This is a genomic window from Stenotrophomonas sp. YJH_SMC_65, from assembly GCF_059369475.1.
Genome location: NZ_JCAFSR010000005.1, coordinates 328,166 through 347,702, shown reverse-complemented (window position 1 = coordinate 347,702; position 19,537 = coordinate 328,166). Strand labels below are relative to the sequence as shown.

Genomic DNA, 19,537 nt, shown 5'->3' with positions numbered 1-19,537 from the left:
GCCGGGGCTGGCCGCCGCCATCGTCATCCGCGGCCCCGTACCATGGCGTGCGTTGCCGCCCGATCCATCAACCTGAATCATGAATCCCGCCGCACGACGCCGTTGCCTGCCGCTGTCCGCCCTGCTGCTGTCGCCTTGGACGGCGGTGGCCGAGCCTGCGCCCACCGCCCTGCCTGCGGTGCAGGTACAGGCCGCCCGGGTGCCGGGCATCGATCCGTTCGCGCTGCCGGCCAGCCAGGACACGGTCTGGATCGACGCCAGCCGCGCGGGCACCGGTGCGCAGCTGTCTGAGGCCTTGGCCGGGGTCCCCGGACTGCTGGCACGTGACCGGCAGAACTTCGCCCAGGACACGCAGCTGTCGATTCGTGGCTTCGGCGCACGCTCGACCTTCGGCGTGCGCGGGGTGCGGGTGCTGATCGACGGCGTGCCGGCCACCATGCCTGACGGCCAGGGCCAGCTGTCGCATGCCAGCCTGTTGGGCGCCGAGCGCATCGAGGTGCTGCGCGGGCCGTTCTCGGCGCTGTACGGCAATTCCTCCGGTGGCGTGCTGCAGGTCTGGAGCGCGCAGGGCCAGGCCGGTGACCCGTGGCGGTCGCGCGTGAATGCCGGCGCCGACAACACGCTCAGTGTCGGCGCACAGCTCAAGGGTGCCGGCCCAGCGCTGGACTACAACATCGCGGCCAACCACTTCCGCACCGATGGCTGGCGGGACCACAGCCGTGCGCGCCGCGAATCGCTCAACGCACGCATTGGTGGTGATCTGGGCGGTGGGCGGCTGGAGCTGCTGCTCAATGCGCTGGATGCCCCCGATGCGCAGGATCCGCTGGGCCTGAGCCGTGCCCAGGTGGCGGCTGATCCGCGCCAGGCCACGGCAGTCGCGCACCAGTACAACACCCGCAAATCGGTGCGCCAGCAGCAGGCTGGCCTGCGCTGGACCCGGGAGACCGGGGCACAGCGCTGGCAATTGATGGGCTATGCCGGCCAACGCACGGTGACCCAATACCTGCCGATTCCGCCGGCACCCCAGACCAACAGCCCGCTGCATGCCGGCGGCGTGATCGATCTGCAGGGCGGGTATGGCGGGCTGGACGCGCGCTGGGGCTGGCACGGCGACCTCGCCGGCCGGCCGCTGGACCTGGTGGCCGGGCTCAGCGCCGACCGCCAGCGCCAGCACCGCACCGGCTACGAGAACTTCGTGGGCAGCGCCCTCGGGGTGCGCGGGCGCCTGCGCCGTGACCAGATCGATACCGTGCAGAACGTGGACCAGTTCGCCCAGGCCTGGTGGCAATGGAGTCCGCGCTGGTCGCTGCTGGCCGGGGTGCGCCACAGCGCGGTGCGTTTCGACTCGGACGATCGCTACATCACCACCCGCAACCCGGATGACAGTGGCCACCGGCGCTACCAGGCGACCACGCCGGTGGCAGGCGTCAGCTTCGAGGCCAGCCCGCAGTGGCGCCTGCATGCCGCCGTGGGGCGTGGATTCGAGACCCCCACCTTCAACGAGCTGGGGTATCGCGCCGATGGTCAGGCGGGTCTGGCGCTGGATCTGGCGGCCGCCCGCAGCCGCAGCCTGGAGCTAGGCAGCAAGTGGCACGCACAGCATGGAACCCAGCTCGATGTCAGCCTGTTCCGTGCAGATACCGACGATGAGCTGGCAGTTGCCAGCAATATCGGCGGTCGCAGCACCTATCGCAACATCGGCCGCACCCGCCGCCAGGGTGTGGAATTGCAGTATCGCCAGCCGCTGGCCGAGCAGCTGGAGCTGCAGCTGGCGTGGACCTGGCTGCAGGCGCAGGCGCGTTCGCCGTACCTCACCTCCAACACCCTGGTTGCCGCCGGCAGCCGCCTGCCCGGGGTACCGCGCCAGCAGGCCTTTGCCCGGCTGCAATGGTCGCCCGGCCAGTGGCAGTGGGCGCTGGAGGCCTCCGCCAGCAGTGATACCGTAGTCAACGACGTGGCGACCGAACGCGCGCCCGGCTTCGCCCTGCTGCATCTGGAAGCCGGCCGTCGCTGGGCCCTGCCGGGTGGCGAGCTGCGCGCCTTCGCCCGGATGGAGAACGTGCTGGACCACGCCTACATAGGCTCGGTGATCGTCAACGATGGCAACGGGCGCTTCTACGAACCGGGACCGGGACGGCGGGCCAACGTCGGCCTGCAATGGTCGTGGCGTTGAAGGGGTAGTGCCGGCCGCTGGCCGACATCGCGCCGTGCAGGATGTCAGGAGGTTGCCGGCCAGCGGCCGGCACTACCCGTCAGTCGGGGGCCTTGGCTGGCACGAACGGCGATGTCGGGTCGCTGGCCGGGAAGGTCTCCTCCAGCGCTTCGTCCTGGTTGTCGCTGGCGCGCTGCTTGCGTTCGCGGCGCTTGAGCGGGCTTTCCTGGCCACCGCGATGGCGGTCACCGCCATCCTTGCGGTCCTGCGCTGCCTGTTCAGCCTCGTGCTTCACCGGCAGATGGTCGCTCCCGTGCTCGGCATCGAAGAACGGTGCGCCGGTGCCACGGTAGTCGGCGTTGTCGGCATCGCGTTTGCCGCGCTGCTCGCCCGGAATGGGCGGGTGGTTTGCGCGCAGCGGGTCGCGGGAGGTCTCTCGGCTCATGGTCTGGCTACCTGCGCTTGGGGTTCCCACTACATCGCGACGCAGGTAAAGCCGCCGCGAACCTGGCGTCATGAACATCTCGCTCACCCGCTGGTAACGGCACCGCGCGTATTCCTGCCCACCCGCCCCCGCTGCAGGAGCCGGCCATGCCCCGTCTTGAACGACCCGCACCGTCCGTGTTCAACGCCCTGCTCGATCCGCTCGGCCAACGTACCGCGCAGCGCCGCACGCGCCGCCATGAGGATCCGCAGGCGGTGGCCCAGGACTATCTGCAGTACATGCTCAGTGACTACGAGGAACGTCGCGGGCAAAGTCATCGCAACTGGCGTGACCTGTGCCCGGTCTATGCCTTCGCGTTGACCACCCATGCTGCCGACTGGCCGCGCGGCGACGCTGCCGATACCTGCGAGGAATTGGCCGAGCACTGGGAACAGATGCGCGGGCAGTCGCGGCTGGGCTGGTCGCAGGCGCGGCCGGTGGTGGAGGACGCCTGGCGCGCGCTGGACCATATTCCGGCGGCGGCGGTGAGGCCGTTGCTGCAGTAGTGCCGGCCGCTGGCCGGCAACCCCAGGACACTTGAGGCCGCGAGCTCTGCCGGCCGGCGGCCGGCACTACCGCACCTGCGTGGAACCCACGTGCACGGTATCGACACGGGTGGTTTACACCGCCCAACCGAAGCTGGGTGCCCTGCCCCATCAAAGGTGCGTCCATGGCCCGCCCGATCTGGACCGGTACGCTGTCCTTCGGACTGCTCAATGTGCCGGTGTCGCTGATGTCCGGCGAACGCAAGGTTGACCTGCAGTTCCGCATGCTCGACTCGCGCGATCGCAAGCCGATCCGTTTCGAAAGGGTCAACGCCGACACCGGCGAGGAAGTGCCCTGGAAGGACATCGTCAAAGCCTATGAGTACGACAAGGGCAGTTATGTCGTGCTGGAGGAAGGCGACATCCGCTCGGCGGCGCCGGAAAGCCACGAAGCGGTGGAGGTGGAATCCTTCGTGGACGCAGCGCAGATCGACCCGCGCTACTACGAGAAGCCGTACCTGCTGGTGCCCGGCAAGAAGGCCGAAAAGGGCTACGTGCTCCTGCGCGAAACGCTGCGCAGTACCGGCAAGGTAGGCATTGCCCGGGTGGTGGTGCGCACGCGCGAGTACCTGTGTGCGGTGATGCCGCATGCGGACGCGCTGGTGCTGATGATCCTGCGCTATCCGCAGGAACTGGTGGATCCCGAGGACTACAAGCTGCCTGCCGGCAAGCTGTCCGACTACCGCATCACCAGCAAGGAAACGGCGATGGCCGAGCAGTTGATCGAGTCGATGTCCGGCGATTGGGACCCATCGCACTACCACGATGAATTCCGCGAGCGCCTGCAGCAGGTGCTGAACAAGCGCATCAAGTCCAAGGGCGGCACCACGCGGGTGGAAGATGAGCCCGCACCACACGAGGATGCGACAACGAACGTTGTCGACTTCATGGCGTTGCTGCAGAAGAGCCTGGATGCGAACAAGCGCACGCCGGCGAAGAAGGCCGCAACGCGCAAGGCAGCTGCAAAGTCGACGGTGAAGAAGGCCGCAAAGAAGACAACGAAGAAGGCTGCGAAGAAGGCCGCACCACGGCGCAAGGCAGGTTGAACCATGTCGCTGCACCAGTACCGGCGCAAGCGCCGGCTTGGCGGAGGCACAGGGCAGACGCCGGAGCCTGACGACACACCCGCACGCGGTGATCCGCAGCGGCGGCCAACCTTCGTCATCCAGCTGCACCATGCCAGTTCGCGCCACTATGACTTCCGCCTTGAGATGGACGGCGTGCTGAAGAGCTGGGCAGTGCCGAAAGGCCCTTCGCTTCGCGTCGGCGAGAAGCGGCTGGCCGTGGAAGTGGAAGATCACCCGTTGTCCTACGCTGGCTTCGAGGGCGACATTCCCGAAGGCCACTACGGCGCGGGGCACGTGGAGGTGTTCGATCAGGGCACCTGGGCCTGCGAAGGCGATCCACTGCAGGCGCTGGCAGCTGGAAAGATCGACTTCGTACTGCATGGACAACGCCTGGCCGGTGGCTGGAAGCTGGTGCGCACGGCAATGAAGGGACGCCAGGTGCAGTGGCTGCTGATCAAGCGCGACGACGAGCAGGCGCGCGATGCCGAAGCAGACGATCTGCTGGACGCGCACGTGCCCAAGCGCGCATCCACCGTGATGAAGCGCACTGGGGGGAAGGCAGGGCGTGCTGTGCCCGCCGCACGCACGGCTACCCGCAAGGCCGATGCACGCTGGCATGCGCGCGCGCTGAAACTGGACGGCGCACGTGACACGCCCTACCCGCATGGGTTCAAACCGCAATTGACCGATCATCGCGACAGCGCGCCGGACGGCGCGCGTTGGCTGCACGAGATCAAGTGGGACGGCTATCGCCTGCTGGCCGATCTACACGACGGCGAGGTGAAGCTCCGCTCCCGCAATGGCCTGGATTGGACCGATGACTTCCCCGAGGTCGTGCAGGCCGTGCAGGCGCTGCCGGTGCGCGATGCGCGCCTGGACGGTGAGCTGGTGGTGCTGGACAAGGAAGGGCGCAGCGATTTCGCAGCGTTGCAGCGCGTGATCGATGGAAGCTCGAAGCAACCGCTGCGCTACATCGTGTTCGATCTTCCGGGTGTGGCCAACGCGGACATCAGTCGTGCGCCATTGCTGGAACGCAAAGCGCTGCTGAAGGATCTCATCGGACCGGTGCCCGGCATCCTGGCCTTCAGCGAACATGTGATCGACCAGGGCCCGCAGGTGTTCGATGCCAGTGGCCAGGCCGGATTCGAAGGCATCGTCAGCAAGCAGGTGGACGCGCCGTACGTGAACACCCGCGCACGCAGCTGGGTGAAGGTGAAGCACGAAGACACCGACGAGTTCGTGATTGTCGGCTACACGGCCCCCAGGGGCTCGCGGGTGGGTTTCGGATCATTGTTGCTGGCAACGCCGGACAAGGAGGGTCTGCGCTATGTGGGCCGCGTCGGTACCGGCTTCGACGACGAGAACCTGCGCGCGCTGCTCAAGGCATTGCAGCCACTGGCAGTAAAGACGCCCGTGCTGCAGCTTCCGGCGCATGTGCCGTTCCGCGCCGCCAGCGTGCGCTGGGTGAAGCCGGTGACGGTGGCGGAAGTGGCGTTCCGTGGCTGGGGCAAGGAAGGCCTGCTGCGCCAGGCCAGTTTCAAGCGGCTGCGCAGCGACAAGCAGAAGGAGGACCTGGGAATGAGCAACGCAACAGCAGTTGCTGAAGCCGGGGGCGAGGTCCAGATCACGCATCCGGAGCGGGTGGTGTTTCCCAGTCAGGGACTGGGCAAAGGCGACGTGGCCGACTATTACCGGCGCATGGCGCGCTGGATCCTGCCCGAAATTGCGGGACGGCCGCTGTCATTGCTGCGCTGCCCCGATGGGGTGGGCAAGGCCTGTTTCTTCCAGAAGCATCATGGCCCCGGCCTGGGCGACGCGGTGCACGCGGTGCCCCTGCAGCAGAAGAGCGGCCGCGAGGACTACGTCTATATCGACGACGCACGGGGCCTGCTGCAGCTGGTGCAGATGAACACGCTGGAGCTGCATCCGTGGGGTGCGACCGTAGCAGACACCGAGCATCCGGATCGACTGGTATTCGATCTCGATCCTGGAGAAGGCGTCAGCTGGGCACAGGTGAAATCGGGTGCACGTGATGTGCGTGATCGTCTGCAGCAGGTGGGCCTGGAGAGCTTCGTGCGGCTGTCTGGCGGCAAGGGGGTACATGTGGTGGTACCGCTGCAGCCCAAGGCCGGCTGGGACGAGGCGAAGGCGTTCTGCGAGGCCTTTGCGCAGGCAATGGCAAAGGAGCAACCTGATCGCTATGTGGCGACGATGAGCAAGGCCAAGCGCAGTGGCGTCATCTTCATCGACTGGTTGCGCAACACCCGAGGGGCCACCAGCGTGTGCTCGTGGTCGCTGCGCGCGCGTGATTCCGCCGGTGTGGCAGTGCCGCTGCGCTGGGAGGAACTGGCGCGTATCAGTGCTGCCGACGCCTTTCCCATGGGCAAGGCGCTGGCGAGGGCGCAACGCCTGAAGAGTGACCCATGGCAGGGCATCGCGCAGTTGAAGCAGACGCTGCCGCGCATGGACCTGTAGAGCCGAGCCCATGCTCGGCTGCCTGTGTCGATGTGCATGAAAGCCGAGCATGGGCTCGGCTCTACAAAGGCGGCGTTACCCTGCGTCGCGCGAGGCGCGGCGGCCGAACCACCAACCGGCCAGCAGTTGCAGCGGCAGCGATGCCAGCAGCGCAATGACGAACCAGAACGGGAAATCCGCACCGGCCGTCCACATCGCGTAGCCACAGCCCAGCGCGATCAGCGACCAGATCGAGAAGCCATGCGAACGCGGCCAGCAGGGGGCGTAATAGGTGGCAAAGGAAACGCCCGCGATGCCACCAAGAACGCTGAAGGTGAGGTCCCAGCCCAGCTGCACGCTGTTGTTGTCCGGCGACAGGCCCAGCAACGGGGGCAGCCAGCTGGCGACGCTGCTGACCAGCGCAAGCGACAGGACGCCGCCGATCAGGGCGACGATGGACAGGAACAGGGTCTTGAGCAGGCCGGGCATGCGCGCATTGTACGGCGGCCACAGAGTGCCCGCGTTGCCGGCCAGCGGCCGGCACTACCGAACCGCCTGGGGTTTGCCGGCCAGCGGCCGGCACTACCGATGAATCGGCATGGCCGCCGCGTCCGTGGGAGAGGGGGACGGAGCGACGGCGGCCATGCACAGGCGGTCAGGCAGCGAAGTCGAGTACCACGCGGCCCTCAATGGTGCCCGCGTGCATGCGCGCGAACACGTCGTTGATGTTCTCCAGGCGGTCGGTGCTGACCGTGGCCGCGACCTTGCCTTCGGCGGCGAACTGCAGCGACTCCTGCAGGTCCAGCCGGGTGCCGACGATCGAGCCGCGCACGGTGATGCCGTTGAGCACCATGCCGAAGATGTCCAGCGGGAAATTACCGGGCGGCAGTCCGTTGAGCGAGACGGTGCCGCCACGGCGGACCATGCCCAGCGCCTGCTCGAACGCCTTCGGTGAGACCGCCGTGACCAGGGCGCCGTGCGCGCCGCCGATCTCCTTCCTGAGGAAGGCGGCCGGATCGGTGGTGCGCGCGTTCACGGTGATCTGCGCACCCAGCTGCCGGGCCAATGCCAGCTTGTTGTCGTCCACGTCCACCGCAGCCACGTTCAGGCCCATCGCACGGGCGTACTGCACCGCCATGTGGCCCAGGCCACCGATGCCGGAAATCGCCACCCAGTCGCCGGGCTTGGTGTCGGTGACCTTCAGGCCCTTGTAGACGGTCACGCCGGCGCACAGCACCGGTGCGATCTCGACGAAGCCCACGTCCTTCGGAAGCAGGCCGACATAGTTGGCATCGGCCAGTGCGTACTCGGCGAAGCCGCCGTTGACCGAGTAACCGGTATTGCGCTGTGTCTCGCACAACGTTTCCCAGCCACCTAGGCAGTGTTCGCAATGGCCACACGCCGAGTACAACCAGGGGATGCCGACCCTGTCGCCTTCCTTGACGTGCCCTACCCCGCCTCCCACGGCCACGACGTGCCCCACGCCCTCGTGGCCGGGGATGAACGGCGGGTTCGGTTTCACCGGCCAGTCGCCCTCGGCGGCGTGCAGGTCGGTGTGGCAGACGCCACAGGCCTCGATCCTGACCAGTACCTCGCCCGCCCCCGGGCGTGGTACCGAGACTTCCTCGATCACCAGTGGCTTGCCGAACTCACGCACGACAGCGGCCTTCATGGTCGAATTCATGTTCGGATCTCCGTAGTGCGCTTGCCCACAGAATGACGCCGGCACGAGGCCGGCGCTTTGATCACGATCAAACCTTTGAAGATTCGCGGAGCAGGTTCAGCTGGCCAGCACGGACGCCTCGCGGGCCAGGCGTTCGATCGCCTCCCAGTCGCGGGTCTGCAGCAGTGCCGGGGTGGTCAGCCACGAACCGCCGACGCACAGCACGTTGGGCAGATGCAGGAACTGCGGCGCGGTCTGCGCACTGATGCCGCCGGTCGGGCAGAAGCGCACATCGGCGAACGGACCGTGCCAGGCGGCCAGTAGCGCGGCGCCGCCGGCCTGTACCGCCGGGAAGAACTTGAAGGTGTCCTGGCCATGCTCCAGGCCCAGGATCAGGTCCGAGGCGGTGGCGGCACCGGGCAGGTACGGCAGGTCGGCATCACGCGCGGCTGCATACAGCGTCGGTGTTGCGCCCGGGGACACCGCGAATCGCGCGCCGGCCTGCTTCGCTGCGTGCATCTGCGCGGCGTCGAGTACGGTGCCGGCACCGATCACCGCGTCCGGCACGGCCTCGACCATCGCCTTGATCGCATCCAGCGCCTGCGGCGTGCGCAGCGTGACCTCGATTACCGGCAGGCCGCCGCGGAACAGTGCCTGGGCGACGTCGACCGCTTCATTCACATCTTCGGGGGTGTACACCGGGATCACCGGTGCCAGCTTCAACAGCGCGCGCAGGCGCGGATCAGCGCTGGACATGGTTTTGCTCCTTGCCCGACGGGGCATCGCGGATCGCCGCCGGGTACGGCAGCGCAGCGGCGCATGATGCCACGTGGCTCACGAAGGTGCTGGCAGCGTCGCCCCGCCCTGCCCCGGTCAGGCCGGGTCGGCCTGCAGCGCCTGGATGCGGCGCTGGTACCAGTCGCCACCGAGCGGGTCGAACACCGCCGAGCGCTCCATCTGCGACTCGTACACGTGCACAGAAATCGCCAATGCGTCGTCGCTGGCGTTGCGCAGGGTGTGGTACTCGTGCGGCGGGATCAGGCTGCCGGCACTGCCGCAGCCTCCGCGCAGCGTGGCGTGGCGGTGGAAACGCCAGCGCTCGCCGGCGCGCTCCAGCAGCTCGTAACGGGTGATCTCCAGTTCGCCCAACCACACTCCCTCCACACACCACATGGCATCGTGGTCGTGCAGCGGCGTGCCCTGCCCTGGGCCCCAGCTCATGGCGATCACGCTGTAGCCGTGTTCGCGGCTGTGGTACAGCGGACGTCGCGCGTAATGATCACTGACCGGCCGATGCACGCATTCGGGCAATTCGATGCGGCTGTCGGTTATGGCTTCCTGCAGCGCCAGCTGCAGGTCGGCGGTGATGCGCCCGGCATCACCGGCGGTCACCGCCGCGTCGACCGCAGCGATCAACCGGTCGCGGCCACGGAACGGCGGAAACGGAGAGGTCTGCAGGTCCATGCACCTGACTGTAGCGGAGCATGGTTAAGGGAATGTTGGCGTTCGCGCGCGTCGCGTCCGCATTCAGGGTGAACACGCGCAGAAGAACGGTTCAGATGCAGAGGCACTAGAGCAATCACAAGGGAACCTCGCGCAGCAAAACGTGTCGAACACGACGCGATTCAGATCCGCTGCGACGTTCCGCAACTTCGCATCCGACGGGTGCAAGGCTAGAATTCTCCGACTTACCTGGTTCTATACATGTCAGTGCGAAATATGAGCGATGCCGCGTTGCCGGCATCGAAAGGCAAGGCTGCCACGATCAACGACATCGCACGACTGTCGGGAGTTTCCAAGAAAACGGTTTCAAGAATCATCAACAACTCGCCGCTGGTGCGCAAAGACACCCGCGACAAGGTCGAGGCGTTGATGCGGGAGGTCGGTTACGTGCCCGACCCGCTGGCGCGCGGACTCGCGTTCCGCCGCTCCTTCCTGATCGGCCTGGTGTATGACGACCCCGGCGCCCAATGCATTGTCGACCTGCAGCACGGCGCGCTGGAAGCGCTGCGCGGCACCGGCTATGAGCTGGTGGTGCACCCGTGCAACAGCCAGGATCCGGACTGTGCGGACGGCGTGCGCCGTTTCGTGCAGCAGCAGAAACTGCATGGCGTGATCCTCGGCCCGCGCGCCTCCGAATCGATGGCGCTGGCGCAGATGCTCGACGCGATCGACTGCCGCCACATCCGCATCAACGCGCATGCGTCGGAAGAAGACGTGCAGGCGGTGGTCACCCACGATCGCGATGGTGCGGCGGCGGCTGCGGGCTACCTGCTCTCGCTCGGCCACCGCGACATCGCGGTGATTGCCGGTCCCGGTGACCGGCGCGCTGCCCGCGAGCGGACCCACGGCTTCCTTGATCGGCTGGCCCAGGTCGGCGTGACCCTGCCGGGCGAGCGCGTGCTGGAAGCGGGCGACACCTTCGAGTCCGGCGTGCATGCCGCCGAACGCCTGCTGATGGGCGGACAACGCCCCAGTGCGATCTTCACCGGCAACGACGAAATCGCCGCGGGCGTCTACCAGGTGGCATTGCGTGCGGGCATCGCGGTGCCGCAGCAGTTGTCGATCGTCAGCTACGACGACAGCCCGCTGGCGTCGCGGCTGTGGCCGCCGCTGACGTCGGTACGCCGCCACGTCTCCGACATCGGCCGCATGGCTGCCACGATGCTGGTGCAGACCGACGTACCGGAGGCGCCGGCTGCGGCCAGCGTGCATCCGCAACTGATGGTGCGCGGTTCCTGCCGGGCCGTGGACGGCTGAGTGTCCTGCCCTCGCCTGCGCCGTCGCGACAGAACGGTGCAGGCAACAACGAAAACGGCGCACCAGGGTGCGCCGTTTCCACTGCGGAGCGGTGTGCGTTACGCGCTTACACGTCGCCGCCGTCGGCCCAGCCTTCACCCGTGCCCTTCTGGAACACGCGGTCATCGCCCTGCACATCACCGGCCGGCAGATGCGCCTGGTCGGCCAGTGCCGCGTAGATCGGGGTGAAGTCCGGCGACGTCGCCTGCATCAGCTGTTCGAAGCTGTCGATGACGAAGTAGGTCTTCTGGAAGGTGTCGATGCGGTACTTGGTGCGCATGATCCGCTGCAGGTCGAAGCCGATGCGGTTGGGCGCGGTCGATTCCAGCGAGTACAGCGACTCGCCCTTCGACGACACGATGCCGGCGCCGTAGATGCGCAGGCCGTCGGGCGTATCGATCAGGCCAAACTCCACCGTGTACCAGTACAGGCGGGTCAGGTTCTGCAGTGCATCCGGGCCGATCGCGTGGGCCTTGACGCCGCCACGGCCGTACGCCTCCATGTAGTCGGCGAACACCGGGTTCATCAGCAGCGGCACGTGGCCAAACAGATCGTGGAACAGGTCCGGTTCGGCGATGTAGTCGATCTGGTCCGGGCGACGGATCCACCAGGTCACCGGGAAACGGCGGTTGGCCAGGTGGTCGAAGAAATCCAGTTCCGGCAGCAGGCCTTCAACGCCGACCAGGGTCCAGCCGGTGGCGGCGCCCAGTACTTCGTTGAGCTGGTCGAAGCGCGGAATCATGTGTGCGCTCATGCCCATCTCGTCCTGCGCGTCGAGGAACTCCTGGCAGGCGCGGCCGACCAGCAGTTCGCGCTGGCGCTGGTACAGCGTGCTCCAGGTGGCGTGGTCGTCGGCGCTGTAGGTGTCCCACGGCTGCTCGACGAGCGCGGTGGTATACACCGGCACGTAGCCCTTGTCGGTCTGCTGGTGTTCGACGCGGCGGGGCTGGGCGAGGTCCATGGGGCACTCCTTGACGGGATACCCACGATGCTAGGGCAGGGCGCACGCAACAGGGTTGCAAAAGTTGCGTCGATTGGCCTTGTTGGCGCAATATCCTTGCGTACTCACCATGTTGCGGGGCAACAATGGCCGGAGAAGTCCAGTTCGATCGCACGGATATACGTCTACTGGCTGAAATCCAGCGGGATGGGCGCGCCACCAACGCCGAGCTGGCGACACGGGTGAACCTCTCGCCCTCGGCCTGCCTGCGCCGCCTGCAGCGGCTGGAAAGCGAGGGCGTGATCGTCGGCTATGGCGCGCGGCTGGAACCGCGCCAGCTGCGCCTGGGCCTGCAGGCCTTCGTGCGCGTGCAGCTGGAAAAGCATGACCAGGCCGCCATCGGCCACTTCGTGGACAGCGTGCAAGCGTGGGACGAGGTGGTGGCCTGCCATGCGCTGACCGGCGACATGGACTACCTGCTGCACGTCTACGTGCGCGACCTGGAGCACTTCTCGCACTTCCTGCTGGACCGGCTGCTCAACGCCGGCGGCGTGGCCGATGCCAATTCCAGCTTCGTGCTGCGCACGGTGAAGGGTTTCCAGGCGTTGCCGTTGTCGCAGCTGGAGCCCTGAGCAGCCACCAGGCGTGCCCGGTGGCCTGGCATCAATGGATCAGCACTTGTCCTTGCGGCCCATCAGCTTGCCCAGGCGCGAGGCTTCCTCGCACTTTGGTGCGGCCACCGGCGCGGGTGCCGCCGCGGCGGCGCGCGCGCGCTGCAACTGCTGGATCTTCGCGCGGATCTGCGGCATGGCCGCCATTGCGGCCTTCTCGCCTTCCAGGATCGCGGTGCCGCGCTGGCTGAAATCGGCGGCGCCGATGTCCAGTACCTTCGGACGGATGACGATGTCGGCGCGCGCCAGCTCCTGCTCGCCCAGGCGCTGGCCCATGATCGAGATGGACTGGTTGACGATGCCCAGCATGTCCGTCGGTGCCTTGCCGCTGGCCTTGCTGGAGATGTCCACGGCGATCACGAAGTCGGCGCCGAGCTGGCGCGCGGCATCCACCGGCACCGGGCTGACCACGCCGCCGTCGATGTAATTGCGGCCGCCGATCTTCACCGGCTCGAACACACCGGGGATGCTGCTCGACGCGCGCACCGCCTGGCCGACGTTGCCGCGCACGAAGATCGCGCGCTCGCCCGTTTCCAGCTGGGTGGCAACGGCGGCGAACGGTTTCTTCAGGCGCTCGGCGGGACGGTTGGCGACCTGCTCGTTGACGTAGTCCTGCAGCTTCTGGCCCTGCACCAGGCCACCGGAGAACAGGCGCACGTCGCGGATGCTGGCTTCGTCCAGCGCGACTGCCTTGCTCTGCATCTGGAAGGCGTCCATGCCGCTGGCATACAGCGCACCGACCACGCTGCCGGCGCTGGTGCCGGAGACCACGGCCGGCTCGAAGCCGTTGGCTTCCAGCATCTTGATCACGCCGATGTGCGCGAAGCCCTTGGCCGCGCCGCCACCGAGGGCGATGCCGATCCTGATCGGCTTGGCCTGCGGCACCACGGTCGGCGCCGGCGGCGGCGTGGGGCGGACCGGGTCGCCACCGCAGCCGGCCAGCAGGCCGATCAGGGCGACGGACAGCAGCATGCGGGGGCGGAACAGGCTCATCGGCAGTGCGCTCGCGGCGCTGGATTCAGGAAAGGGCGCCAGCATACCGAAGCCGTGGCGGGGCGGGCAGGGTGGGGGGAACTCCCTATTCAGCAAAAAAAAACGTGAATCGCTTCTGGTGGGTGCGGACCTTGGTCCGCACAAATGCCTGGTCGCGCGCTGAAGGAATGTGCCAACCAAGGTTGGCACCTACCAAATGAGTGGGTCAGAACCGGTTGTCACCATCCAGCATCCGGCCCAGGCCGCCCAGCACCGAGCCTTCGCCGCGGCTCTGGCCGCCGCCCTGCGGTGCGGCCATCCACATGCGGCCGGCCAGGCGCGAGAACGGCAGCGACTGCAGCCAGACCTTGCCGGGGCCGGTCAGCGTGGCCAGGAACACGCCTTCGCCGCCGAACAGCATGCTCTTGATGCCGGCCACCCGGCGCACGTCCATGTCCACGCTGGAGTGGTAGGCCACCACGCAGCCGGTATCCACGTCCAGGCGCTCGCCGGCGGCCAGCTCGCGCTCGATCACGCAGCCACCGGCATGGATGAACACCCAGCCGTCGCCTTCCAGCTTCTGCATGATGAAGCCCTCGCCGCCGAACAGGCCGGTCATGATCCTGCGCTGGAACTGCACGCCGATCTGCACGCCGCGCGCGCCGGCCAGGAAGCTGTCCTTCTGGCAGATCAGGCGGCCGCCGTGCTGGTCCAGTTTCATCGCCAGCACCGTGCCGGGGTAGGGCGCGGCGAAGGCGACCTTGCCCTTGCCATGCCCGCTCTGGGTGTAGACGGTGGCGAACAGGCTCTCGCCGGTCAGCACACGGCGGCCGGCGGCCATCACCTTGCCCATGAAGCCGCCCTGGTCACCGTTGGCAGCGCCAAACACCGTGTCCATCTGTACCGTGGCGTCCTTGAACATCAAGGCGCCGGCCTCGGCAATGGCGCTCTCGCCGGGGTCGAGCTCGATCTCCACGAACTGCATTTCATGGCCGACGATGCGGAACTCGATGTCGTCGGCGCGGCCGCTGGCGCCGGCGGCGACCGGGACCGGCGGCGGTGTGTTGGGCATGCCCGGGGCCGGAGCCTGCAGCTCGGCCACCTCGGCGATCGGCGTCCACCCGCTCATGCCCTGGCACCATGCCAGGGCGCGTGGATTGGCCTGCGCGTAGCGGCGTGCGGCCCCGTCATCAAGCGGGCCGATTCGCTCGGCCTGGGCGGAGGCATGGAAGTACCACTGGGTCATGGCGGCGGGTCCGTCGCGTGGAAACCCCGAGTCTAGCGAGCGCCCGGGGGTGCCGGCGACGGGGCCATGAACGGCGGGCATTTGCGGCGTAGGTGCTGTATTGCAACAATTATCTGGTAGCGCCGTTTTACCACCCCTCCAAACACAGCCTACCGCCATGTCCCCGACCCGCACTTCCCGTGGCCGATTTCCGGTCGCGCGCCCCCTCGTTGCCGCTCTTTCCGCCCTGCTGCCGCTGGTAGCAGCCGCCCAGGAAACCCCCGCTGCCAAGGATCCGGTTGCCCTCGACGCCCTGCAGGTGACCGCGCAGCGCCGTGTCGAGAACGCCAAGGACGTGCCGGTCGCGCTCTCCGCGATCCAGGGCGAGAAGCTGGATGTGCTCGGTTCGGCCGGCGATGACATCCGTTTCCTGGCCGCACGCGTGCCCAGCCTCAACATCGAGTCGTCCTACGGCCGTGCCTTCCCGCGCTTCTACATCCGCGGCCTGGGCAACACCGACTTCGACCTCAATGCGTCGCAGCCGGTGTCGCTGGTGTACGACGACGTGGTGCAGGAAAGCCCGCTGCTGAAGGGCTTCCCGCTGTTCGACCTGGCCAACGTGGAAGTGCTGCGTGGTCCGCAGGGCACGCTGTTCGGCCGCAACACCCCGGCCGGCGTGGTCAAGTTCGATTCGGCGCGACCGTCGCAGGATGCCGATGGCTACATCCGCGTGGGCTACGGCAGCTACAACAGCTGGAACGTGCAGGGCGCCTACGGCGGCCCGCTGACCGATCGCTGGTCGGCACGCGTCTCGGCGATCTACCAGCGCCGCGATGACTGGGTCGACAACACCCGCGTCGGCGCTCCCAACAGTGGCTTCGAAGGCTATGACGAAGCCGCCGGCCGCGTGCAGTTCCTGTACGAAGGCGATGACTTCGAAGCGCTGTTCAACCTGCACAAGCGCAAGCTCAATGGCACCGCCCGCCTGTTCCGCGCCAACATCATCGAGAAGGGTGGCAACTCGCTGGTCGAGAACTTCGACCGCGACAAGGTGGCCAACGACGGCGTCAACTTCTCCGACCTGAAGACCTGGGGTGGCAGCGCGCGCCTGCAGTGGAACCTCGGCTCGGTGACGCTGCACTCGATCACCGGCTACGAAACCGCCGAATCGCTCAACCGCGGTGACATTGACGGTGGCTACGGCGCGGCGTTCCTTGGCGCCGGCAACTACGGCCCCGGCCTGATTCCGTTCTCGTCGGAGTCGGCTGACGGCCTGCCGCATCACCGCCAGTGGACGCAGGAAGTCCGCATCGAGTCCAACGAGTGGGGCCGCTTCGACTGGCAGGCCGGCGTCTTCTACTTCGATGAAGACGTGACCATCAACAACTTCAACTACGACTCGCTGGCCCCGGGCAATCCGCAGACCGGCCACGTGGTGCAGAACCAGCGCAACAAGGCCTGGGCGGTGTTCGCCTCGGGTGACTTCGATGTCACCGACCGCTTCAAGCTGCGTGCCGGCGTGCGCTACACCCAGGACAAGAAGGACTTCAGCGCCAGCGTGCTGCAGGCCGTTCCGTTCGGCACCCCGGTCAGTGGCCCGTACCTGGCCAACACCGACGTCAACGACGTCAGCTGGGATGTCAGCGGCGTCTACAAGCTGACCGACGACATCAACGCCTATGCCCGCGTGGCCAAGGGCTTCCGCGCGCCGTCGATCCAGGGCCGCCTGGCCTTCGCGCCAGGCCTGTCGCAGGCCGATTCGGAGAAGGTGATCTCGTACGAGGCCGGCATCAAGGCCGACCTGTTCGAGCGCCGCGCGCGCCTGGGCCTGAGCGTGTTCCGCTACAACGTCGATGGCCAGCAGCTGATCGCGGTGGGCGGCAGCAACAACACCGCCACCCTGCTCAACGCCGACAAGACCATCGGCCAGGGCGTCGAGCTGGACCTGGAGGCCTACCTGGCCGACAACGTCCTGCTGACCTTCGGCAGCAGCTACAACGACACCGAGATCAAGGACAAGAACCTGGCGGTGGCGATCTGCGGCGGTGGCTGCACCATCACCGACCCGACCACGGTGATCAACGGCCAGACCTATGCGCTGGTGAACGGCAACCCGCTGCCGCAGGCGCCGAAGTGGATCCACAACGCGACCCTGCGCGTGGGCTTCCCGCTCAGCGATGGCAGCGAGCTGTACGCCTACACCGACTGGGCCTACCGCAGTGCGGTGAACTTCTTCATCTACGAGTCGCCGGAATTCCGCGGCCGTAGTTCGCTGGAAGGCGGCCTGCGCCTGGGCTACAACTGGGATTACGGCCAGTACGACGTGGCGGTGTTCGGTCGCAACCTGACCAACCAGACCCGCGTGGTCGGCGCGATCGACTTCAACAACCTGACCGGCTTCCTCAACGAGCCGCGTACCTGGGGCGTGGAGTTCACCGCGAAGTTCTGATGCGGTGGTTGCGTTGATGCAATGCAGAAGGGCCGGCGCAATGCCGGCCCTTCTGTTTCCTGCTTCGTGTAGAGCCGAGCCTGCGCTCGGCTGCTCTGAGCCGAGCATGGCTCGGCTCTACAGAGGCGTGGCCTACAGCGCGCTCTGCGGGCGCACCTTCAGCACCGCATTCTCGGTGGCGCAGTCGCGGCTGGAGTGCCGACCGGCCTTGCGCGCCGCCTCGATCTCCTTGCGTGCGGCCAGCAGGTCCTTGTTGAAGGCAGCGTTGTCATGCAGGCGGGCCACGGCGGCCGCGCCCATGAAGCGGCCTTCGAGGATGTCGCTCTGCCAGTGCACGTTGCACACCAGGCGGCTCTCGCCGTAGTTGCGGCCGCGGGCCTGGATGGCATCGGCGCGGTCCGGCGCGATCTCCGACAGGATCAGGGCCCAGGCCCAGCCGATCGAGGTGTGGCCGGACGGATAGGAACCGTTCTTGCGCAGGCCGTCCTCGTCCTTCGGCGAGCAGGTCGGCTCACCGTTGACCATGAACGGGCGCGGGCGCTGGTAGTGGTTCTTGGCCGCCTTGGTGGCGGCGCTGGCGTCGATCCGGCTGCGCTCCAGCAGTCGGTACAGCGCCGGGGTCTTCACTGCATCGACGTCGATGTCGGCGGCGCAGGAGAAGTGGTTGGCGCCTTCGGGGAAGCCGAGTTCCGCATCGACGCCGGCCTGGGCGAAGCGCGGGCTGCCACGCAGCGCGCGGGCTTCACGGCTGACCTGTTCGTCCAGGGCGAGGGCGGCCGAACCGGCCGCCGGTGGTGCCGGCACCAGGTCCAGGCTGGCCGGAACCGCGCTCGTGTCCAGATAGCCCACCGCCTTGGTGGTGATGTTGGCTTCGACGGCGGTCGGCTTGCTGGCGGTGGCTGCGCAGCCAGCCAGGACCGCGACAACGGTGAGACCGAGCAGTGGGCGGGCGGTGTGGGAAATCAGCGACATGGACGGCTCCAGAGGAAAAACATCGCGTCATGATCGCAGCCCGTATGCGACACCGCAGTGGCCATCGGTCATACGGCCAGACCCGGCATGGTCATCGGGGCAGTATGAAAAACGTCATCGAGTGTCGTCAGTCTCCTGAATCCGGGCGCAGCGCACGGACTTTCACGCGCCTGCGCCGCGAGCATCGACACAACGGGGTCGAGAGGCCGTCCAGTTCCAGCCGGGTCGGGGGGATCCACTGACAGAGGGAGAGAAGCGATGCGCAGCACCGCAACAGGAAGTACCGTCCTGGCCCTGCTCCTCGGGCTGGCAACCGCCCCGGCGCAGGCCGCCGACGTGGTCGGCGTGGCCTTCGTGCATGGCACCGGCGCGCAGACCAATGCCACCCAGGACTACTGGCAGCCGGCGATCATCGACACCGTGCGCCAGGGTCTGCCGAACAGCAGCAACTACGTCGTCATCAACTGTGACTTCACCCAGTACATGTGGAAACCGGAAGCGGCCGGTTGCCTGGCCAACCAGCTGACCGGCTTCATCGACAGCCGTGGCATCACCCAGCTGGTGGTGATCACCCACTCCAACGGCGGCAACGTGATGCGCTGGATCCTGTCCAACCCGACCTACGACAGCCGCTATCCGAAGATCATCCGCACGGTGCGCAAGGTCAATGCGCTGGCTCCGTCCTCGGCCGGTACACCGCTGGCCGATGCAGTGCTCAACGGCAATACCTTCGAAACGTCGCTGGGCTGGCTGCTGGGCTACAAGAACGACGCGGTACGCCAGCAGCAGGTGGCAAGCATGGCCACCTACAACGCGCAGAACCTGTACGGCACGGCCGGTCGCCCGGCGCTGCCCAAACCGTTCCGTGCGGTGGTCGGCAGCGATGTGGAATCGGCGGTGTGGGACAGCAACAGCTACTGCGGTGGCTACGCCGCCAATGTCGGCCTGGAGTTCACCCAGAACTGGCTGTCGTCCTGCTCCGATGGCTTCCTGGAGTGCAGCAGCCAGAAGGCTGCCGGCACCACCTGGTTCACCGACAAGGCACGCACCCAGGGCGCCGAACCACTCAGCCACAACCAGAGCCGGCGCGAGTGCTTCGGCCTCGGCACCCTGCTGCGCAACGACCTGAACCAGTGAGGGAGAT

General features: G+C 67.3%; 17 protein-coding genes. 8 read left to right on the top strand and 9 right to left on the bottom strand.

Features of this window, described 5'->3' with window-relative positions; all coding sequences use genetic code 11:
- Positions 1-79: 79 nt before the first annotated feature.
- Positions 80-2,173: a TonB-dependent receptor family protein gene (locus AC5P7A_RS11995; RefSeq protein WP_495220165.1), complete on the top strand. Its 2,094-nt coding sequence runs from the start codon at positions 80-82 to the stop codon at positions 2,171-2,173.
- A gap of 79 nt (positions 2,174-2,252) precedes the next feature.
- Here AC5P7A_RS11995 and AC5P7A_RS11990 read toward each other — a convergent pair whose 3' ends face one another.
- Entirely contained in the window at positions 2,253-2,597 is a 345-nt protein-coding gene (locus tag AC5P7A_RS11990; RefSeq protein WP_014645419.1) for a hypothetical protein, read from the bottom strand.
- A gap of 146 nt (positions 2,598-2,743) precedes the next feature.
- Between AC5P7A_RS11990 and AC5P7A_RS11985 the strand changes: the two genes are divergently transcribed.
- The 3 genes from AC5P7A_RS11985 (at position 2,744) to ligD (ending at position 6,723) form a co-directional block, all read left to right on the top strand.
- Positions 2,744-3,142: a hypothetical protein gene (locus AC5P7A_RS11985; protein ID WP_014035432.1), complete on the top strand. Its 399-nt coding sequence runs from the start codon at positions 2,744-2,746 to the stop codon at positions 3,140-3,142.
- A gap of 164 nt (positions 3,143-3,306) precedes the next feature.
- Positions 3,307-4,227, top strand: coding sequence for a non-homologous end joining protein Ku (ku, locus tag AC5P7A_RS11980; RefSeq protein ID WP_032958403.1), 921 nt, complete (start codon positions 3,307-3,309; stop codon positions 4,225-4,227).
- A 3-nt stretch (positions 4,228-4,230) separates the two neighbouring features.
- Positions 4,231-6,723, top strand: a complete 2,493-nt coding sequence (gene ligD / locus AC5P7A_RS11975) for a DNA ligase D (RefSeq protein ID WP_495220164.1) — start codon at positions 4,231-4,233, stop codon at positions 6,721-6,723.
- 75 nt (positions 6,724-6,798) lie between these two features.
- On the opposite strand, the gene AC5P7A_RS11970 is transcribed toward ligD, so the two are convergent.
- The 4 genes from AC5P7A_RS11970 to AC5P7A_RS11955 form a co-directional block, all read right to left on the bottom strand.
- Entirely contained in the window at positions 6,799-7,191 is a 393-nt protein-coding gene (locus tag AC5P7A_RS11970) for a hypothetical protein (RefSeq protein WP_075075938.1), read from the bottom strand.
- A 166-nt stretch (positions 7,192-7,357) separates the two neighbouring features.
- A complete protein-coding gene (adhP, locus tag AC5P7A_RS11965) occupies positions 7,358-8,386 on the bottom strand; it encodes an alcohol dehydrogenase AdhP (protein ID WP_014645423.1) in 1,029 nt (342 codons plus the stop codon).
- 96 nt (positions 8,387-8,482) lie between these two features.
- Entirely contained in the window at positions 8,483-9,121 is a 639-nt protein-coding gene (gene eda / locus AC5P7A_RS11960) for a bifunctional 4-hydroxy-2-oxoglutarate aldolase/2-dehydro-3-deoxy-phosphogluconate aldolase (protein WP_495220163.1), read from the bottom strand.
- Between the two features lie 117 nt (positions 9,122-9,238).
- On the bottom strand, positions 9,239-9,829 hold the full coding sequence (locus AC5P7A_RS11955; protein WP_014645425.1) for a cysteine dioxygenase family protein: 591 nt from the start codon (positions 9,827-9,829) through the stop codon (positions 9,239-9,241).
- Between the two features lie 240 nt (positions 9,830-10,069).
- Here AC5P7A_RS11955 and AC5P7A_RS11950 point away from each other — a divergent pair, with 240 nt between their 5' ends.
- Positions 10,070-11,125 carry a LacI family DNA-binding transcriptional regulator gene (locus AC5P7A_RS11950; protein WP_075075934.1) on the top strand — a complete coding sequence of 352 codons (1,056 nt, stop codon included), beginning with the start codon at positions 10,070-10,072 and terminating at the stop codon, positions 11,123-11,125.
- 106 nt (positions 11,126-11,231) lie between these two features.
- Here AC5P7A_RS11950 and phhA read toward each other — a convergent pair whose 3' ends face one another.
- Positions 11,232-12,125, bottom strand: a complete 894-nt coding sequence (gene phhA / locus AC5P7A_RS11945) for a phenylalanine 4-monooxygenase (protein WP_134808378.1) — start codon at positions 12,123-12,125, stop codon at positions 11,232-11,234.
- A 125-nt stretch (positions 12,126-12,250) separates the two neighbouring features.
- Here phhA and AC5P7A_RS11940 point away from each other — a divergent pair, with 125 nt between their 5' ends.
- Positions 12,251-12,736, top strand: a complete 486-nt coding sequence (locus tag AC5P7A_RS11940) for an Lrp/AsnC family transcriptional regulator (protein WP_014645428.1) — start codon at positions 12,251-12,253, stop codon at positions 12,734-12,736.
- Positions 12,737-12,775: 39 nt separating this feature from the next.
- Here AC5P7A_RS11940 and AC5P7A_RS11935 read toward each other — a convergent pair whose 3' ends face one another.
- Both AC5P7A_RS11935 and AC5P7A_RS11930 read right to left on the bottom strand, forming a co-directional pair.
- Entirely contained in the window at positions 12,776-13,768 is a 993-nt protein-coding gene (locus tag AC5P7A_RS11935) for a patatin-like phospholipase family protein (RefSeq protein ID WP_032958418.1), read from the bottom strand.
- Between the two features lie 205 nt (positions 13,769-13,973).
- Entirely contained in the window at positions 13,974-14,993 is a 1,020-nt protein-coding gene (locus AC5P7A_RS11930; RefSeq protein ID WP_142235497.1) for a TIGR00266 family protein, read from the bottom strand.
- A gap of 157 nt (positions 14,994-15,150) precedes the next feature.
- Here AC5P7A_RS11930 and AC5P7A_RS11925 point away from each other — a divergent pair, with 157 nt between their 5' ends.
- Complete coding sequence (locus AC5P7A_RS11925) at positions 15,151-17,421, top strand: TonB-dependent receptor (protein ID WP_046427638.1); 2,271 nt, start codon at positions 15,151-15,153, stop codon at positions 17,419-17,421.
- Between the two features lie 132 nt (positions 17,422-17,553).
- On the opposite strand, the gene AC5P7A_RS11920 is transcribed toward AC5P7A_RS11925, so the two are convergent.
- Positions 17,554-18,393 carry an acid phosphatase gene (locus AC5P7A_RS11920; protein ID WP_049408886.1) on the bottom strand — a complete coding sequence of 280 codons (840 nt, stop codon included), beginning with the start codon at positions 18,391-18,393 and terminating at the stop codon, positions 17,554-17,556.
- Positions 18,394-18,651: 258 nt separating this feature from the next.
- Between AC5P7A_RS11920 and AC5P7A_RS11915 the strand changes: the two genes are divergently transcribed.
- Positions 18,652-19,530, top strand: a complete 879-nt coding sequence (locus AC5P7A_RS11915) for a hypothetical protein (protein ID WP_032962353.1) — start codon at positions 18,652-18,654, stop codon at positions 19,528-19,530.
- Positions 19,531-19,537: the final 7 nt, after the last annotated feature.

What these genes read in the sequence shown, in the direction of transcription:
- adhP (WP_014645423.1), bottom strand. Translation starts at nt 8,386, where the DNA reads ATGAATTCGACCATGAAGGCCGCTGTCGTGCGTGAGTTCGGCAAGCCA.
- AC5P7A_RS11955 (WP_014645425.1), bottom strand. Translation starts at nt 9,829, where the DNA reads ATGGACCTGCAGACCTCTCCGTTTCCGCCGTTCCGTGGCCGCGACCGG.
- AC5P7A_RS11935 (WP_032958418.1), bottom strand. Translation starts at nt 13,768, where the DNA reads ATGAGCCTGTTCCGCCCCCGCATGCTGCTGTCCGTCGCCCTGATCGGC.
- AC5P7A_RS11940 (WP_014645428.1), top strand. Translation starts at nt 12,251, where the DNA reads ATGGCCGGAGAAGTCCAGTTCGATCGCACGGATATACGTCTACTGGCT.
- AC5P7A_RS11915 (WP_032962353.1), top strand. Translation starts at nt 18,652, where the DNA reads ATGCGCAGCACCGCAACAGGAAGTACCGTCCTGGCCCTGCTCCTCGGG.
- ku (WP_032958403.1), top strand. Translation starts at nt 3,307, where the DNA reads ATGGCCCGCCCGATCTGGACCGGTACGCTGTCCTTCGGACTGCTCAAT.
- AC5P7A_RS11985 (WP_014035432.1), top strand. Translation starts at nt 2,744, where the DNA reads ATGCCCCGTCTTGAACGACCCGCACCGTCCGTGTTCAACGCCCTGCTC.
- AC5P7A_RS11920 (WP_049408886.1), bottom strand. Translation starts at nt 18,393, where the DNA reads ATGTCGCTGATTTCCCACACCGCCCGCCCACTGCTCGGTCTCACCGTT.
- ligD (WP_495220164.1), top strand. Translation starts at nt 4,231, where the DNA reads ATGTCGCTGCACCAGTACCGGCGCAAGCGCCGGCTTGGCGGAGGCACA.
- AC5P7A_RS11925 (WP_046427638.1), top strand. Translation starts at nt 15,151, where the DNA reads ATGTCCCCGACCCGCACTTCCCGTGGCCGATTTCCGGTCGCGCGCCCC.
- AC5P7A_RS11950 (WP_075075934.1), top strand. Translation starts at nt 10,070, where the DNA reads ATGTCAGTGCGAAATATGAGCGATGCCGCGTTGCCGGCATCGAAAGGC.
- AC5P7A_RS11995 (WP_495220165.1), top strand. Translation starts at nt 80, where the DNA reads ATGAATCCCGCCGCACGACGCCGTTGCCTGCCGCTGTCCGCCCTGCTG.
- AC5P7A_RS11990 (WP_014645419.1), bottom strand. Translation starts at nt 2,597, where the DNA reads ATGAGCCGAGAGACCTCCCGCGACCCGCTGCGCGCAAACCACCCGCCC.
- AC5P7A_RS11930 (WP_142235497.1), bottom strand. Translation starts at nt 14,993, where the DNA reads ATGACCCAGTGGTACTTCCATGCCTCCGCCCAGGCCGAGCGAATCGGC.
- phhA (WP_134808378.1), bottom strand. Translation starts at nt 12,125, where the DNA reads ATGGACCTCGCCCAGCCCCGCCGCGTCGAACACCAGCAGACCGACAAG.
- AC5P7A_RS11970 (WP_075075938.1), bottom strand. Translation starts at nt 7,191, where the DNA reads ATGCCCGGCCTGCTCAAGACCCTGTTCCTGTCCATCGTCGCCCTGATC.
- eda (WP_495220163.1), bottom strand. Translation starts at nt 9,121, where the DNA reads ATGTCCAGCGCTGATCCGCGCCTGCGCGCGCTGTTGAAGCTGGCACCG.